The following is a 15,629-nucleotide window of genomic DNA, read 5'->3' as shown; positions in this document are numbered from 1 at the left end:
GAGGAAGTTACCCACAACCTGAGCCCGAAGGGCTCGAACAAGGGTGGGTCAAGATTGGATGGAAACGGTGGGTCAGGATGGCGTGGGAATCAACAGTCGACGGCGCCAGAGGCCTTCCAGAACTTGACCAGCTGCCTTGAGTCATCTCCTTTTGGTATCCGCCCAGCAGGTGATCGGTATACGTGGCGGTTCGCCACTCGACGCCTCTCAATTCGGCCCACTCTAGAAAGTTGGACAGCGACTCTGCATAGGTCTGCAGGCTCTGCTTCGTGGGCATCTTGTTCGTGCCCAGGTTGTTCTTCGTGCCGGGGGTCCAGTCGAGGAGGGCGCGTTCAATGAGGTAGGTCGAAGGTTCCCGCAGGTATTTCCACTCCCCATCGAACAAGCAGGGAACGTGCGCCACGCGTTCGAAGCCCCGCGACTGCAAGTCCTCTTCGTCAGGCCAGAAGATGTTGATCGACATTTGTCAAAAACGTGGGGCTGCCATAAGCTACATAGTGCCACAAGAAAAAAGCTCTGGCGAGCTTCATTTAGTGTTTTGCGGGGGGCTTCCCTAAGGCGTAGAACACGATGCCGCCGGCATCGGTGTCCTCCCAATACACCCGCACCGGAAACTCGAAGTGGCTCATGACAGCACCTGCCGGAGCCTCGCAACGGCTTCTTCGAGGTCCTCCATCGACGACGCGAAGGACAGGCGCATCCAGCGCTGCGGATCGGCCAGGCCGAAGTCGCGACCCGGCGTGAGCGCGATCTGGGTCTTGTCGAGCAGCTCATGGGCGAAGGCCCAGCTGTCGGCGTGGTGGCGGCTGACGTCCATCCAGGCGTAGAAGGCGCCATCGGGTGCCACGGGCACGGTCAGTCCGAGCGCATTCAACGCTGGGACGATGAAGTCGCGCCGGGACTTGAGCACCGCGCGGCGTCGTTCGAACTCGGCCATCGAGTCGGGCTCGAAGGCCGCGAGTGCTGCCATCTGCGACACCGTGGACGGGCAGATGTAGAAGTTCTGCGCCAGCCTTTCGATGGCCGGCACCAGGGCCGGCGGCAGCACCAGCCAGCCGAGCCGCCAGCCGGTCATGCCGAAGTACTTGGAGAAGCTGTTGACCGAGACGATCTGCTCGCCCAGGCCATGGGGCAGGCCCAGGGCCGTGTGGCCGAAGTGGGCCTCGTAGCTCAGCGGCAGGTAGATCTCGTCGACCACGGTCACGCCGTCCTGGGCTTGCACGTGGCCGGCGATGTCGGCCAAGACTTCGGGCGCGATGGAGGTGCCGGTCGGGTTGCTGGGCGAGGCCAGCAGCACGCCCCGCGTGGCGGGCGTCCAGGCCTCGCGCACCTGGGCGGCACCCAGCTGGAAGCGTTCGGCCGGGCCCGTGGGCAGCAGGCGCGGCGTGGCGTCGGCCGCACTGACGAAATGCCGGTTGCATGGATAGCAGGGGTCCGGCATCAGCACCTCGTCGCCGCGCTCAAACAGGGCGAGGCAGGCGAGTTGCAGACCCGCCGAGGCGCCGGCCGTGATGGCGATGCGTTCGGGCGCGATGGCCAGGCCATGGCGCTGCGCGTACCAGCGCGAGATCGCTTCGCGCAGCGCCGGCAGACCGAGGGAGTCGGTGTAGGGCGTCGGCCCCTGGGCGATGCGAGCCGCGGCTTCGCGCACCGCAGGCGCCGCTCCGAAGTCGGGCTCGCCGACATTCAGCCGGATCATGCGCCGGCCACCCTGGGCGGGGTCGCAGGCCGGGCTCGCCGCCATACGGGCGGCAGCCTTGGCCAGTTCCATCACGTAGAAGGGCTCGATGCGATCGAGCCGGCCAGCGAGTTTCATCCGCGTTTGGCTGTCACCTCGAGGGGGCGCAGGTCCACGGCGGCACGATCGAGCACGCCATTGACGTACTTGTGGCCGTCCGTACCGCCGAAGGCCTTGGCCAGCTCGACCGCCTCGTTGATGGCGACCTTGTACGGAATGTCGAGACAGTGCTTGAGCTCGTAGGCGCCGATCATCAGCACGGCGTGCTCGATGGGCGAGAGCTCGGTCGTCTGGCGGTCGACATGACGCGACAGGATGGCGTCCAGGTCCGCCGCCTCGGCCACGCAGCCGGTCAGCAGCGCGTCGTAGTGCTTGACGTCGAGCTTGGCATAGCCTTCCTGCTCGCGGCCCAGGGCCACGATGGCGCCGAGGTCTTCACCGGTCAGCAGCCACTGGTAGAGGCCTTGCACGGCGGCCTCGCGGGAGCGGCGGCGAGCCGACTTGACGGGGGCTTTCTTGCCCGCGGGGTGGCCGGCCGTCTTGGATGCGGTCTTGGGTGCGTTCACGCGATGTCTTTCAACAGGTTGGCCATCTCGACGGCCACACGGGCCGCATCACGGCCCTTGGGTTCGGCCCGGGCCCAGGCCTGGGTCTCGTTCTCGACGGTCAGGATGGCATTGGCGATCGGGATGCCGTGATCCAGCCCGATGCGGGTGACGGCCGAGCCGCTTTCGTTGGCGACCAGCTCGAAATGGTAGGTCTCGCCGCGGATGATGCAGCCTAGCGCGATCAGCGCGTCGTAGTCGTTGCTCTCGGCCAGCGCTTGCAGGGCCAGGGGCACTTCGAGGGCGCCAGGCACCGTGATGTGGCGGATGGCTTCGGCCGGCACGCCCAGCACCGACAGCTCGGCCAGGCAGGCGCTGGCCAGCGCGGAGGTGATGGCGTCGTTGAAACGGGCCTGCACGACGGCGATGCTCAGCTCGCTGCCGTCCAGAGCGCCCTCGAAGGCGGGCTGGCCTTGATCGGAATCTTGCATGCGTGTCTCGCAGGTCAGCAGGAGGGGGAAGCCACGAAGCCGGTGACTTCGAGCCCGTAGCCATTCATGCTGGGCATGCGGCGCGGGCTGCCGAGCAGCTTCATGCGGTGCACGCCGAGCGCCTTGAGGATCTGGGCGCCAACGCCGTAGGTGCGCAGGTCCATGGCACCGCGCGGCGCCGGTGTGGTTTCGCTGGCCTTGACCCGGCCCAGCAGCCCAGCGGCATCCTCGCCGCAGTTCAGCAGCACCGCCACACCCGCCGGGCTGGCCTTCAGCGCGGCGAGCGCTGCGGGCAGGCCCCAGGAGTGGCCGCAATTGCCGCTTTCCAGCAGGTCGAGCACCGAGAGGGGCTCGTGGACGCGCACCAGCACTTCGTCGTCGGCCTTCCAGGCGCCATGGCTCAGGGCCAGGTGCGTGCCGCCGGTGCGGTCAGTGAAGACCTGGCAGGCGAATTCACCCTGGGCCGTGTTCAGGCGGCGCTCGGCCACGCGCGTGATCAGGCTTTCGTGGCGGCTGCGGTATTCGATGAGGTCGGCGATGGTGCCGATCTTCAGGCCGTGCTCGGCGGCGAAGATCTCCAGGTCAGGCAACCGGGCCATGGTGCCGTCGTCCTTCATGATCTCGCAGATCACGGAGGTGGCCGACAGGCCGGCCATGCGGGCCAGGTCGCAGCCGGCTTCGGTATGACCCGCGCGCATCAGCACGCCGCCGTCCTGCGCTTGCAGCGGGAAGATGTGGCCGGGCTGCACGAGGTCGCTGGCCTTGGCGTCGGGCGCGACGGCAGCCTGCACGGTGCGGGCGCGGTCAGCGGCCGAGATGCCGGTGGTGACGCCGGTAGCGGCCTCGATGGAGACGGTGAAGGCGGTGCCGTGCTGGGTGCCGTTGCGGCGCGTCATGGGCGGCAGCTGCAGCCGCTCGCAGTGTTCGCGAGGCAGGGTCAGGCAGATCAGGCCGCGGCCATGCTTGGCCATGAAGTTGATGGCCTCGGGGGTGACGAGATCGGCCGCAAGCACGAGATCACCCTCGTTCTCGCGGTCTTCTTCGTCAACCAGGATGACCATGCGGCCAGCCGCCAGTTCGGCGACCAGCTCGGGGATGGGAGAGATGGGCATAGCGGTGGATTGTAGGTGGCGACCCTAGGTTGGACGCAGGCGCAGGCGCAGATCCGCCCCGACGGATGTGGCTTCCACCCACTGCCAGCGCCGGGCTGCCTCCAGGCCCGACAGCGGCATGAGCTCGGCCAGTGGCCTGCCTTGCCCGATCAGCATGGGTGCCTGGTAGACCAGCAGCTCGTCCACGAGCCCGGCATCCAGGAAGGCCCCCGACAGCGTCGGGCCGGCCTCCACGTGCAGTTCGTTGATGCCCTGGGCGCCCAGTTCAGCCATCAGCGCTGGCAAATCGGCGCGGCCCGGCCCGATGACCCGGGTGTCGCCCGGCGGCTGCAGGATGCGCGCACCCGGCGGCATGCGGCCTTGCGGGTCGAGCACGAGGCGCAGCGGCTGGCGCGCGGTTGGCACCAGCCGCACGTCCAGCCGTGGGTCGTCGGCCAGCACGGTGCCGATGCCGGTCAGGACGGCGCCGGCGCGGCGTCGCCACGCATGGCCGTCAGCGCGGGCCGCCTCGCCGGTGATCCACTGGCTGCGGCCGTCGGGCAGGGCGGTGCGGCCGTCCAGCGACGTGGCAGATTTCAAACGCACGAACGGCCGGCCGCGTTGCATGCGGGAGAAGAAGCCGATGTTGAGCTCGCGAGAGGCGGCTTCGCAGGCCGCGTCGGCCAGTTCCACCTGGAGGCCTGCGGCCCTCAGCCGTGCGAGGCCCTGGCCGGCCACCTGGGGGTTGGGGTCCTGCGCGGCGGCCACGACGCGTTGGATGCCGGCGGCGATGAGCGCATCGCAGCAGGGCGGCGTTCGGCCGTGATGAGAGCAGGGCTCCAGCGTCACGATGGCGGTGGCACCGCGCACATCATGGCCGCGGGCGGCCGCGTCGCGCAGCGCCATGACCTCGGCGTGCGCCTGCCCCGCTGCCTGGGTATGGCCGGCGCCGAGCTCCCGGCCGTCGGGCGCCAGGATGATGCAGCCGACGCGTGGGTTGGGGTCCGTGAGGCCGATGGCCTGTTCGGCCAGGGAGAGCGCGCGCCTCAGCGCGGCGGAGATGTCCGTCGGAGTCATGCCGCTAGTCTAGGAGGAGCGGCAGCGCAGGGCCCCGGAGGTCAGGGCTGGAGCTGGACGGTGGAGTAGTCGGCAAAGATGCCGTTGGCGAGGTCGACGGCCGGTGCGGTCGGGCAGGTGCGGTCGCCGCGAATCACCAGGAAGTTCTGGCCGATCAGCGGGCCGTTGACGCGGCCGTAGACCTCGGGGTGCTCGCTGTTGTCCAGCGACTTCTTGTCGGCGGTGTACATGTCGCCGCTGCCGTTGTAATCCGCGCTGTAGCGGCACACGCGGTAGTCGGTGCTTGACGTGCCGGTGGAGAACCCCGTCAGCACGACCTTGCCCGACCAGCTGAAAGCACCCGTGCTCTGGAAGATGACGCAGGCGTAATTGACGACGGTCTGGGTGCCGGGCGAGCTGGTCGGCGAGTCGTTGAAGCACTCGAAGTTGGGCTGCGTGCCGCCGACCGGGGTGGGGGGCGTGGCGGCATAGCTGTCGGTCAGGATCACACCGGCGGAGTTCCGCATCGGCAGGCCGGCCGCGTCGAGTCGCGGCATGAGGTAGTTGCCACCCTGGAAATCCAGGTCCAGGCGTAGCGCGGTGGCTTCGGGCAGCGTCGGGTTGGCCGGGTTGGTGTTGGAAAAGCGGACCGAACCACGGAGCAGGTGGCCCGAGGCGTTGCCGGTGCATTGGCTCACGTCGGACTGCGTGAGCGACGCGAGGGCCGTGCTGTTCGAGCACCGGCCGACGAGCGCGCCGGTGAGGTTGTTGAACACCCAGATCGTGCTGCCCAGGCTGCTCGGGCGGTACAGGCTCAGCTGCTTGTCGTACTTCAGTGCGTCGCCCGGGATGGCCGGATTGCGTCCCGAGGTGTCGGCGATCCGGCCGTTTTGCGGTGCGAAGGCGACCGCGGCGCGGAACACCGGGTCGACCTTGGCGATGACGGTGTCCAGCGTCACGAATTGCGGTGTGGCGCTGCCCGCGCGGTCGACCCAACTGACGTTGACGCGCACCGACACGCCGTTGCCCGCCGTTGGCAAGGCCTGGACGGTGCGGGTGACGGTGTACGCGGTGTTCGAGTCGGTCGGCGTGAAGGTGGCTGCGGCCTGCGAGGTGATTTCGTCGAACACGCGCGCGCCTGCCGGCGTGCTGGCGGTGCGGGTCAGCTCGGAATAGTCGCGCACCTCCGCCAGCGCCGCGCGAGCGATCCGCATGGCTTCACTGCGCTGCTTGGCGATGTCGGCGCCGAGCCGCAGGTTGCTCATCAGCCCCACGAGCGCCAGCATGCCGAACGACATCACCAGCAAGGCCACCAGGGCTTCGATGAGCGTCACCCCGCGTTGCAGGTGCCGACGGTGAGAGTGTGCAAGTCTTGCCATACGTGGGCGCCGTCAGTTGATGGCGACGTCGCGGGTGCCGCCGGAGACACGGACGTAGCTGCCGATGCGGTTGCGCAACTGGTTGGCAATCTCCTGCTGGTAGACGATGTCCATGCGGCCATTGGCCTGCATATTGCCTTGCACCGTCACCATGCCGTTGATGAGGGAGGTCAGGCCGCCGGTGTTCGTCCAGGTGAGGTCGCCGAGCGCGACGAGCATGCCGGTCAGTTGCATCGGCCCGGTCAGGGTCACGGCGCCCTCGGCGACGATGACGAGCGGATCGCTCAGCGTGCCGATCGCCACATTGCTGCTGATGGCCAGCGCACCCGGAACCCTCAGGATGCGCACGCCCGACGCGTAGGCCGCCTGCAAGGCCGGGCCGCAATCAGCACCCGCGCCACAGGTCACGTCGCGCAAGGCTGGGTGGTTCTGATAACGGCTGGGGGCCATGCCCATGAAGGTCTGAAAGAACTGCTTGTCGCTCATGCCCGACAGCGTGGCGTCATTGAACCGAACCGCCTGGGCGACCGGTGTGCCGGGCGTGGTGTCCATGCGGGTGTCGATCAGGGTGGCACTGGCGCCACCGCTGACCACGAGCCCGCCACCGGTCGTTGCGTCGGTGTTGTGCAAGCCCAGGCCGCCAGCGCCGGTGGTGGTCAGGGCACCCTTGACGGTCAAGGGCGTGGCGGGCGAAGAAGGCACGGCGGCAACGAACGCAATCGCCGCGTCAAGGTTGGAGGCACCCAGGAATGATGCGCTGCGCTGATCAGAGAACTGGTTGCAGCTGTCGGCACTCCCGTCGGTACAGCCGATGGACGTGATGCTGAAGCTGCCGTACTGGATCGTGCTGTTCGCGCCGAGCGCGACCATGAAGCTGGGGGCCAGGTTGTTCGCGACGGTCGTGGTGGGTTGTGCGGTGCGGGTATCCGGGTCTGCGCAACGGCACACCAGGTTCGTGCCATCGCGAACGCAATCGACAGCCGGTGTCACGGGTGTGCCCCCTGCGGGCAACGTGCTCCGATCGGCAGCGGAGACCTTGAGGTAGCGGTCAACGAATCGCGTGCCGCCCGTGGCCACGGCGCTGCAGCTGTTGTCGGCGGCCGGGCCGTTGAGCATGGCCACCGTCCAGTCGACGCCCCCCTCCGCCATTTCCTGCGCCATGCTGGCCCGGTAGTAGCTGCCGGAGATGCGCTGCTCGAACATCAGGCTGCGGTTGGCATAGGCTGCCAACAGGGCCATGACCAGGAACAGCACCATCACGACCACCAGGGTGGCGGCGCCCTGCTGCGAGCGGTGTCGATGAAGCGGCCGGTTCATGGGCAAGTCCCGCTGACGTCGTCCGCACGGATGCGCTCGGTCAGCTCCAGGGTGCGCTTCACGTTGGGGTCTGACTTGGAGACGGCATTGATCGTGATTGACACGCGCTTGACGGTCATCGTCGGCATGGCACAGGTCGCGCCAGCCGGACAGATGCAAAGGTCGTCCAGAGGGATCTGCTGGGTGACGACCGTTGGGGTGAATCCGGTGATTTCGATGGCGTCTGGGTCGGTGATGGGTTGCCAGTTGGGTTGCGAGCTGACGAGGCCCAGTTGCAGGTAGAGCGTCTTGTTCACCACCTTGATGCCGAACTGCTCGTTGTTGGCGAGGTTGTTGGTGGTGTTCATGCGCGTGGTGCCTGCGGCGGGTTTCGCGTAGCGATAGAACAGGTCGCCACCACCCGATGACTGCGTGATGGCGGCGTAGGGGCTGGCCTGTGCCGGCTTGGCAGCGACCGCACCGCCGTTGCGCTCGGGCTCCCAGACGCCGTTGGCCGGGAGCCCCCGGTAGCCGGCGCGGCGCAGGTCTTGCTGGATGAGGTCAGCCGCCACCCGGAGGTCCTGCTGCATCTGCACTTCCAACATCAGGCGCCGGTGCTCGACGATCTGCCGCGTGGCCACGACGGCGGCGCCAGCGGCCACGATCAGCCCGACCGTGATGCCCACCATCAGCTCGATGAGGCCGATACCGCGCTGGCTGCGGCGTGCCGGGTGCTTGAGGCTCAGGTGCATACCGCGTACCCGTTGATGCTGCCGCCGGGCGAGCAGATCTTGACCCGGCCGCCCGTGTTCACTTCGACGCGCAGCGTGTAGCCCTTGCGCATGCCGACGACATTGACCTGGAAGTTGCGCGCGCTGATGCTCATCTGGTCGCGCGAGAAACTGATGTAGTTCGCCGGGCCGCCCCAGGCGCTTGCCTGCGCGCTGAAGCGCACATGCTGCCTGGGCAGCTGATACAGCCGCAGTAGCTTGGCGCCGGTGTTGGGGCAGATGTCATCGGCGGGGTAGTAGCACCGACAGGTGTCCTGGCTGGAAAGCGTGACGACCGCAGTGCAGCTCAACGTGTTGTTGGGGTCCGGATCGAACCGCACCCACAGCGGTGTGCTGATGGCGACGGTCTCTGCCTTGGCGTAGGCCAGGACGCCGGCGATCTCGTCCGTGGCGGCGATGACGCGGCGGCGCTCCAGCAGGTCGCTCATCGACGGAATGGCCACCGCGATCAACACGGCCAGCACCACCAGTCCCACCAGGATTTCGACAAGGGTGAGGCCGCGGCGTGGCGGGCGACCGGTAGGGCGTCGACAGGATCTGCGCATGGTTACCTCGGCCAGCAGAGGCTGGACGTGTCGGTGTCCGAGCCGGTGCTGTTGGGGTCGCCGGTTGCCGTGTAGGTCGGCATGGCCCCGGTCATCGTGACCGAGAGGGTCTTGCAGACCTTGTCGCCAGCCTGCTTGCCGCTTGAGAGTGCCGTTGCGGTGACCTTGTAGCCGCTGGTGAAGGTCGGCGTGGTGCCTATGCCATCCAGCGTGACCTGGTAGTCGGGGGCGACACGGGTGATGTCCTGCAGTGACAGATCCGCCAAGGTGGAGGCATAGGCGCTGACATTGCTTCGATACCGTTCCTGGGCCTGCATGACGACGGTCAGGGCGGCCATGGCATCGGCGCGGCGTGACCGGGCCATGTGCTGGGTGTAGGCGGGATAGGCAATCGCGGCCAAGATCCCCGCGATGACGAGCACCACCATCAGCTCGATGAGGGTAAAGCCCTGGGGCCGCGGTTGGGAATCCGTGCGCATTGCTCGATTCTCAGCGTGACGTTTGGTAACAAGTGGCGCGTAATGACCGCTTGTCGACCGAGATTGACCGCTGGTCGGCGACCACCACGAACAAGGGACTCAAGCACACCGCGGCATGTTGACGACGGCCCGGCCGATGTAACAACTCCGCACGCGCCCGGTGATGGCGACGACTTGCCGGATGGCCTCACCGCTGCTCAGGCGAAGATCAACCGAGCCGGTCTGCGTTACCAGGCCCTGGCTGAACTGGAAGGTCAGCGTCTCGGCGTTGCTGGTGATGCGCACGGGCTGGCCCGGCGGCAACCATTCGGTCTTCAGGATGGCGCCGCCGGGCTGTGTACAGCGCGCCGCGCCCGCCGCGCAATCGCAGCCGTTGAGTGGCCCGCGGTGAAGCAGGTAACAGGCCTCGCTGCCTTTGCCGCTGATGCGGAAGTGCACCGGCTCGGCCAGCCGCACGGCTTCTGCGCGGGCCAGTCGCAGGTCGGAAGCGAGCTGTTCTGCCCGGGCGCGGAGCTGCATCTGCTGGCGCAGCTGACCCAGCGAGGGCAGGGCTAGGGCCAACAGCAGGCTGCTGACGCCCAAGGCGAGGCAGGCTTCGATGTAGGTGACGCCGCGGCGCGCATGCCGGGGCCCGTGTCTGCACTCCATCCGCCGCTCCCTGCCGCGTTGCCGTGGCAGCCGACTCTAGGAAGCCGTGTGCGCAGCGTCTCCCTCCCCGAAGGACAGGGGAGGGGGTCAGATCTCGCGGATCAGCTGGCGGAACTCGTCGACGTCTTCAAAGCTGCGGTAGACCGACGCAAACCGCACATACGCGACCTTGTCGATGCGCTTGAGTTCGCGCATAACCAGTTCTCCCAGGCGTGTGGAGGCGATTTCACGGGCGCCACTGGCGAGCAGCTTCTCCTCGATGCGGTTGATCGCCGCATCAATCTGCTCGACGCTCACCGGCCGCTTGCGCAGAGCGAGCTGCATGGAGGCACGCAGCTTGGCCGGGTCGAAATCGGCGCGCCGCCCGTCCTTCTTGACGACCGAGGGCAGGGCGATGTCGGCCCGCTCATAGGTCGTGAAGCGCTTGTCGCAGGACAGGCAGCGTCGCCGGCGCCGGACGACGTCGCCCTCGTCCGATTCCCGGGTCTCGGAGACCTGTGTTTCGGTGTGAGAGCAGAACGGACAGCGCACGGACAGACCGCCTGGCGTGCTTAGCCGCGGTAGACCGGGAAGGCCGCCGTCAGGGCAGCTACCTTGGCACGCACGGCGGCCAGGTTGGCTTCGTCGTGCGGGTTGTCCAGCACGTCGGCGATCAGGTGAGCGGTGGCGCGCACCTGTTCTTCCTTGAAGCCGCGGGTCGTCATGGCCGGCGTGCCCAGGCGGATACCGCTGGTGACCATGGGTTTTTGCGGATCGTTGGGGATGCCGTTCTTGTTGCAGGTCATGTGGGCAGCGCCCAGGATGGCCTCGGCTTCCTTGCCGGTCAGGTTCTTGGGGCGCAGATCCACCAGCATGACGTGGCTCTCCGTGCCGCCCGACACGATGCGCAGGCCGCGCTCGATGAGGGTGTCGGCCAGCACCTTGGCGTTCTTGACGACCTGCTGCTGGTAGGCCTTGAACTCGGGACTCAGTGCCTCCTTGAAGGCGACGGCCTTGCCGGCGATGACGTGCATCAGCGGGCCACCCTGGATGCCCGGGAAGATGGCCGAGTTGATCTTCTTGGCGATGTCTTCCTTGTTCGTCAGGATGATGCCGCCACGCGGGCCGCGCAGGCTCTTGTGCGTGGTGGAGGTGACGACGTCGGCGTGAGGCAGCGGGTTGGGGTAGACGCCTGCGGCGATCAGGCCGGCATAGTGCGCCATGTCGACCATGAAGTAGGCGCCGATCTCCTTGGCGATCTTGCCGAAGCGCTCGAAATCGATGCGCAGGGAGTAGGCCGATGCGCCAGCGATGATCAGCTTGGGCTTCTTCTCGCGCGCCAGGGCTTCCATGGCGTCGTAGTCGATGGCTTCGTTGGCGTCCAGGCCGTAGCTGATGACGTTGAACCACTTGCCGCTCATGTTCAGCGGCATGCCATGCGTCAGGTGGCCGCCTTCGGCCAGGCTCATGCCCATGATGGTGTCGCCGGGCTGCAGCAGCGCGAAGAACACGCCCTGGTTGGCCTGAGATCCGGAGTTGGGCTGCACGTTGGCGAACTCGGCGCCAAACAGCGTCTTGAGGCGGTCGATGGCGAGCTGCTCGACCACGTCCACGTATTCGCAGCCACCGTAGTAGCGCTTGCCCGGGTAGCCCTCGGCGTACTTGTTCGTGAGTTGGCTGCCCTGAGCCTGCATCACGGCCGGCGAGGTGTAGTTCTCGCTGGCAATCAGCTCGATGTGGTCTTCCTGGCGGCGGTTCTCGTTCTGGACGGCTGTCCAGAGCTCGGGGTCGACCAGGGCGAGGGTGGAGGTGTTGCGGTCAAACATGGCAGTGTTCCGAAGGTCAGGCGGTGAATCCCGGCCGCCCACGCGCTGGCGTGACAAACCGGGCTGCCCAGGCGAACGGCTGAAAGCGGTTGAACCCAACCGCCTCACGCTCCCCGGTGGTGGCCCACCTCAGGTCAGCTCGTGACCCTGATCGCCAGTCGCGTGAGTGCCCAGTGTAGTTCAGCGCAGCAGCGCCACCTGGGCAGATTCTCCAGCGGGAGACGAAGCCGCCTCTCGTATCGGGCGAACGGTGGTGGTGGCCGGCACGCTGCGGCCGGCGGCCACGGCCTTCAGCAGGTCATGCTCGGCCAGCACGCGGGCGGTGTAGCCGGTGTCTTCTGCCAGGTTGGCGGCGCCCACGTAGTAGCGCAGGCCCTCTTCCAGGCTGCCGGCGCGCTGGATGCATTCCTTGAGCACCTGCACGCCGACGCGCAGATTGGTCACGGGGTCAAAGGCGGCCAGGTTGCCGCCGAAGGCCTCGTATTTGTCGTCGTGCACCCGCGTCATGACCTGCATCAGGCCCTGGGCGCCCACGGCGCTCTGGGCGAAGGGGTTGAAGCGCGACTCGATGGCCATGATGGCCAGGATGAGCGTGGGCTCCACCTTGGCGCGCTGGCCCACGGACCAGGCTTCCTGCACGAGCCGGCTGATCGGCTCGGGCGCCACGCTGTAGCGGCGGGCCAGCCAATGGGCGATGGCCGCTTGCTGGCGGCTGAGTTCCTTGGGGTCGGTCGCCGTGGCGCGGGCGATGGCGTCGGGTTCGGCGGCGGCCAGCAGGGTGTTGCCTTCGGCTTCGGCGCGGGCCTCGTGGCGCGCGTTCAACCAGCCGAGGGTGGCGGATTCGACTTGCTCGCGCAGGCCGGTCTGGCTCGTGAACACCAGCAGCACCGACACCACCGCCAGGCCCACCAGGGCCAGGGTGTTGTGGCTGACCACGAGCAGGCCGTTGCCGATGTCCTTCACGAACAGCGACGCCGCTTCCCGCGTGTGGCGAGCCAGGCTGATCAGGTCTTGACGTGTCGTCATGCGACTCCTTGTGTCACAGCCCGCCTCGGGCTGCCCTTACGGGCGGTCCGGGTGGGGGCGACGGTGATAATTTCCCGGTCGATTGCGCTGGCCTGTGGCATCTGTGTGCCCGGTGGGCCCGACCGGTTGGGCTTCAGGGGAAACCCGGAGCGGCGAATTTTACGGGTCGAAGATAACCCGTCAAGGCTGTTTGCCTTCTTCAAAACTACTTTTGGTTATGAAATACAGCGACCTGAGGGACTTCATGACCGGCCTGGAAGGGCTCGGAGAACTGAAGCGTGTGCGTGAAAAAGTCTCGCCGGTGCTGGAGATGACGGCTTTGAGCGACCGCGTTTTGCGGGCGGGCGGACCGGCACTGTTGTTCGAGTCGCCAGCCGGGCACTCGACCCCTGCCTTGACCAATCTTTTCGGGACAACGCGGCGGGTCGCCCTGGGCATGGGGGCCGATTCCATCGCGGATCTGCGCGACGTCGGCCGTGTGCTGGCCAGTCTCAAGGAGCCCGAGCCGCCCAAGGGCCTCAAGGATGCCGGCAAGCTGCTGCAGATGGCCAAGGCGCTGTGGGACATGAAGCCCGCGGTGCAGCGTCGCGCGCCCTGCCAGGAAGAAGTGCTGGAAGGCGGCGACATCGATCTCGGGCGCCTGCCCATCCAGACTTGCTGGCCCGACGATGCCGCCCCCCTGATCACGTGGGGGCTGGTCATCACCCGGGGGCCGACCCGGACTCGTCAGAACCTCGGCATCTACCGTCAGCAAGTGATCGGACCCCGGCAGGTGATCATGCGTTGGCTGGCCCACCGGGGCGGGGCGCTCGATTTCCGAGACTTTGCGCTCGCGCATCCGGGCCAGCCGTTCCCGATCGCCGTCGCGCTGGGGGCGGACCCCGCCACCATCCTCGGCGCCGTGACGCCGGTGCCGGATTCCCTGTCCGAGTACCAGTTTGCCGGCCTGCTGCGTGGCTCGCGCACCGAGCTCGTCAACACCGCTGTCGGGCAGGGGCAGCCGCTGCAGGCGCCGGCCTCGGCCGAGATCGTGCTGGAGGGGCATATCCCGCCAGCGCCCGCCGGCTTCACAGGCGTCAGCGCGCATGGCGTGCCGCTCAAGGAGAAGGGCGGCTACCTGCACGCGCTGGAAGGCCCTTATGGTGACCATACCGGCTACTACAACGAGCAGGACTGGTTCCCGGTGTTCGAGATCAGCCGCCAGACCCAGCGGCACCAGCCGATCTACCACTCCACCTACACCGGCAAGCCGCCGGACGAGCCGGCCATCCTGGGCGTGGCGCTCAACGAAGTGTTCGTGCCCATCCTGCAGAAGCAGTTTCCGGAGATCGTCGACTTCTACCTGCCGCCGGAAGGGTGCAGCTACCGCATGGCGGTGGTGTCGATCAAGAAGTCGTACCCGGGCCATGCCAAGCGGCTGATGTTCGGCATCTGGAGCTTCCTGCGTCAGTTCATGTACACCAAGTTCATCGTGGTGGTGGACGACGACATCGATACGCGCAACTGGCAGGAAGTGATCTGGGCCATCACCACCCGCATGGACCCCGTACGCGACACGACGCTGGTGGACAGCACGCCGATCGACTATCTGGACTTCGCCTCGCCGGTCAGCGGCCTCGGGGGCAAGATGGGGCTGGACGCGACCAACAAATGGCCCGGTGAGACGGACCGGGAATGGGGCCGGGCGATCACGCTGCCAGCGGAGGTGTCACAGCGCGCCGAAGTGCTCTTTGAGCAGCTCTTCTTGAAGAAGTGAAGACCATCGCCTAGGGTTGGAGAGCCTTTTCAGGCAAACCCTCTGGCGCAATCTTTGCGCGCCAGGAGCCCCTCGGCAGATGGCCGTGGAGCCCCAAGGTGGCCTCGCCACCCGCCCCGCCCGGCCCGCAAGCCCGGCGGGGTTTCTATTGGTGGCGGTTCATCGGCCGGCCCACCAGGCCAGCGTCTCATAGATGATGTAGCGAACGCGGGCGAATCCGGGAACGGACGGGCACCAGTCGCTGAAGGCGGTCAGCGCGTCCTCGCGCAACCCGACCGGTGCCGGCAGCACGCGCATGCCGAATCGAGACGCTTCGGCTTCGAAGGCGCGCAGCGCCCGGCGCATGTGGGCTTCGTGGGTGACGAGCACCACCTGCTTCACCCCCGCCTGCGCCAGCAGCGGGATGGTGTTGATCGCGTTCTCGCGCGTGTCCCGAGAGCGGCCTTCCGCCCAGCGCAGGGGCATTTGATAGTCCTGCGCCGCGACCTGTGCCACCACGGCCGCCTCCGGTACCTTCAGCTCCTTGGCCGTCCAGCCGATACCGCCGCTGAAGCCCAGCGGCCAGCCGATGCGGCGCGCCAGCCAGACGCCGTAGCTCAAGCGTTCGCTGGTCAGGTCGGTCGGTCGCCCACCGCTGAAACCGGGGACGACCTGCCGCACGCCCGCGCCCAGCACCAGCACGGCGCCATCCGTTTGGCCTTGCAGGGATGCCATCACGGTTGGCGAGAGCGGCGCCGGCTGCCCTGCAGCCCGGCTGAGCAATTCGCCCGCGGCCTCCGTCGTGGACAGCCACAGGGCGATCAGCGCCAGCGCTGTCAGCCATCCGCCGCCCCAGCGGCCGCGCCGAAGCCGCCAGCCTCCCCAAGCCGCGAGGGCCAGAAACGGCACGGGCGGCATCAGCGCCGCGAGCAAGCCGGTCTTGAAGAAGGAGTAGTCGAAGTGCATCACCCGCAGGATCATCGCCGACATCAATAATGCGGCCG

At 67.4% G+C, this 15,629-nt stretch carries 17 protein-coding genes and 1 riboswitch; of the genes, 1 reads left to right on the top strand and 16 read right to left on the bottom strand.

Annotated elements, in window-relative coordinates; genetic code table 11:
• Positions 1-7: 7 nt before the first annotated feature.
• From CDO81_RS25325 to CDO81_RS25255, 15 genes are all read right to left on the bottom strand, one after another.
• Complete coding sequence (locus CDO81_RS25325; protein WP_088486035.1) at positions 8-463, bottom strand: hypothetical protein; 456 nt, start codon at positions 461-463, stop codon at positions 8-10.
• 162 nt (positions 464-625) lie between these two features.
• Positions 626-1,816, bottom strand: a complete 1,191-nt coding sequence (locus CDO81_RS25320) for a pyridoxal phosphate-dependent aminotransferase (protein ID WP_088486034.1) — start codon at positions 1,814-1,816, stop codon at positions 626-628.
• Entirely contained in the window at positions 1,813-2,304 is a 492-nt protein-coding gene (gene nusB, locus CDO81_RS25315) for a transcription antitermination factor NusB (protein WP_088486033.1), read from the bottom strand. The genes CDO81_RS25320 and nusB overlap by 4 nt, the downstream gene beginning before the upstream one ends.
• Positions 2,301-2,774 (bottom strand): 6,7-dimethyl-8-ribityllumazine synthase, encoded by a 474-nt coding sequence (ribH, locus tag CDO81_RS25310; RefSeq protein ID WP_088486032.1) that lies wholly within the window; start codon positions 2,772-2,774, stop codon positions 2,301-2,303. The genes nusB and ribH overlap by 4 nt, the downstream gene beginning before the upstream one ends.
• A gap of 14 nt (positions 2,775-2,788) precedes the next feature.
• Entirely contained in the window at positions 2,789-3,886 is a 1,098-nt protein-coding gene (gene ribBA / locus CDO81_RS25305) for a bifunctional 3,4-dihydroxy-2-butanone-4-phosphate synthase/GTP cyclohydrolase II (RefSeq protein WP_088486031.1), read from the bottom strand.
• Positions 3,887-3,910: 24 nt separating this feature from the next.
• The gene (gene ribD / locus CDO81_RS25300) at positions 3,911-4,942 is read right to left on the bottom strand and encodes a bifunctional diaminohydroxyphosphoribosylaminopyrimidine deaminase/5-amino-6-(5-phosphoribosylamino)uracil reductase RibD (protein WP_088486030.1); all 1,032 of its coding nucleotides are present in this window, start codon (positions 4,940-4,942) and stop codon (positions 3,911-3,913) included.
• Positions 4,943-4,983: 41 nt separating this feature from the next.
• Entirely contained in the window at positions 4,984-6,300 is a 1,317-nt protein-coding gene (locus CDO81_RS25295) for a prepilin-type N-terminal cleavage/methylation domain-containing protein (RefSeq protein ID WP_088486029.1), read from the bottom strand.
• 12 nt (positions 6,301-6,312) lie between these two features.
• A complete protein-coding gene (locus CDO81_RS25290; protein ID WP_088486028.1) occupies positions 6,313-7,617 on the bottom strand; it encodes a PilX N-terminal domain-containing pilus assembly protein in 1,305 nt (434 codons plus the stop codon).
• On the bottom strand, positions 7,614-8,348 hold the full coding sequence (locus CDO81_RS25285) for a PilW family protein (protein ID WP_088486027.1): 735 nt from the start codon (positions 8,346-8,348) through the stop codon (positions 7,614-7,616). Before CDO81_RS25285 ends, CDO81_RS25290 begins: the two co-directional genes overlap by 4 nt.
• Entirely contained in the window at positions 8,339-8,932 is a 594-nt protein-coding gene (locus CDO81_RS25280) for a pilus assembly FimT family protein (protein WP_088486026.1), read from the bottom strand. The genes CDO81_RS25285 and CDO81_RS25280 overlap by 10 nt, the downstream gene beginning before the upstream one ends.
• Before the next feature lie 2 nt (positions 8,933-8,934).
• Positions 8,935-9,411 carry a type IV pilin protein gene (locus CDO81_RS25275; protein WP_088486025.1) on the bottom strand — a complete coding sequence of 159 codons (477 nt, stop codon included), beginning with the start codon at positions 9,409-9,411 and terminating at the stop codon, positions 8,935-8,937.
• A 99-nt stretch (positions 9,412-9,510) separates the two neighbouring features.
• Complete coding sequence (locus tag CDO81_RS25270) at positions 9,511-10,059, bottom strand: GspH/FimT family pseudopilin (protein ID WP_088486024.1); 549 nt, start codon at positions 10,057-10,059, stop codon at positions 9,511-9,513.
• 87 nt (positions 10,060-10,146) lie between these two features.
• A complete protein-coding gene (nrdR, locus tag CDO81_RS25265) occupies positions 10,147-10,590 on the bottom strand; it encodes a transcriptional regulator NrdR (protein WP_088486023.1) in 444 nt (147 codons plus the stop codon).
• A 20-nt stretch (positions 10,591-10,610) separates the two neighbouring features.
• Entirely contained in the window at positions 10,611-11,864 is a 1,254-nt protein-coding gene (glyA, locus tag CDO81_RS25260) for a serine hydroxymethyltransferase (protein WP_088486022.1), read from the bottom strand.
• 58 nt (positions 11,865-11,922) lie between these two features.
• Positions 11,923-12,036: riboswitch (ZMP/ZTP riboswitch) on the bottom strand.
• 8 nt (positions 12,037-12,044) lie between these two features.
• Complete coding sequence (locus tag CDO81_RS25255; RefSeq protein WP_088486021.1) at positions 12,045-12,890, bottom strand: lytic transglycosylase domain-containing protein; 846 nt, start codon at positions 12,888-12,890, stop codon at positions 12,045-12,047.
• 217 nt (positions 12,891-13,107) lie between these two features.
• Between CDO81_RS25255 and ubiD the strand changes: the two genes are divergently transcribed.
• On the top strand, positions 13,108-14,646 hold the full coding sequence (ubiD, locus tag CDO81_RS25250) for a 4-hydroxy-3-polyprenylbenzoate decarboxylase (protein WP_088486020.1): 1,539 nt from the start codon (positions 13,108-13,110) through the stop codon (positions 14,644-14,646).
• A gap of 159 nt (positions 14,647-14,805) precedes the next feature.
• Here ubiD and CDO81_RS25245 read toward each other — a convergent pair whose 3' ends face one another.
• Positions 14,806-15,615: a YdcF family protein gene (locus CDO81_RS25245; protein ID WP_158218424.1), complete on the bottom strand. Its 810-nt coding sequence runs from the start codon at positions 15,613-15,615 to the stop codon at positions 14,806-14,808.
• Positions 15,616-15,629 lie beyond the last annotated feature (14 nt).

This window comes from Roseateles puraquae, assembly GCF_002205845.1.
GTDB lineage: Bacteria > Pseudomonadota > Gammaproteobacteria > Burkholderiales > Burkholderiaceae_C > Pelomonas > Pelomonas puraquae.
Note: the sequence above shows the minus strand (reverse complement) of the source record. Positions and strands in the feature narration are given on the sequence as shown.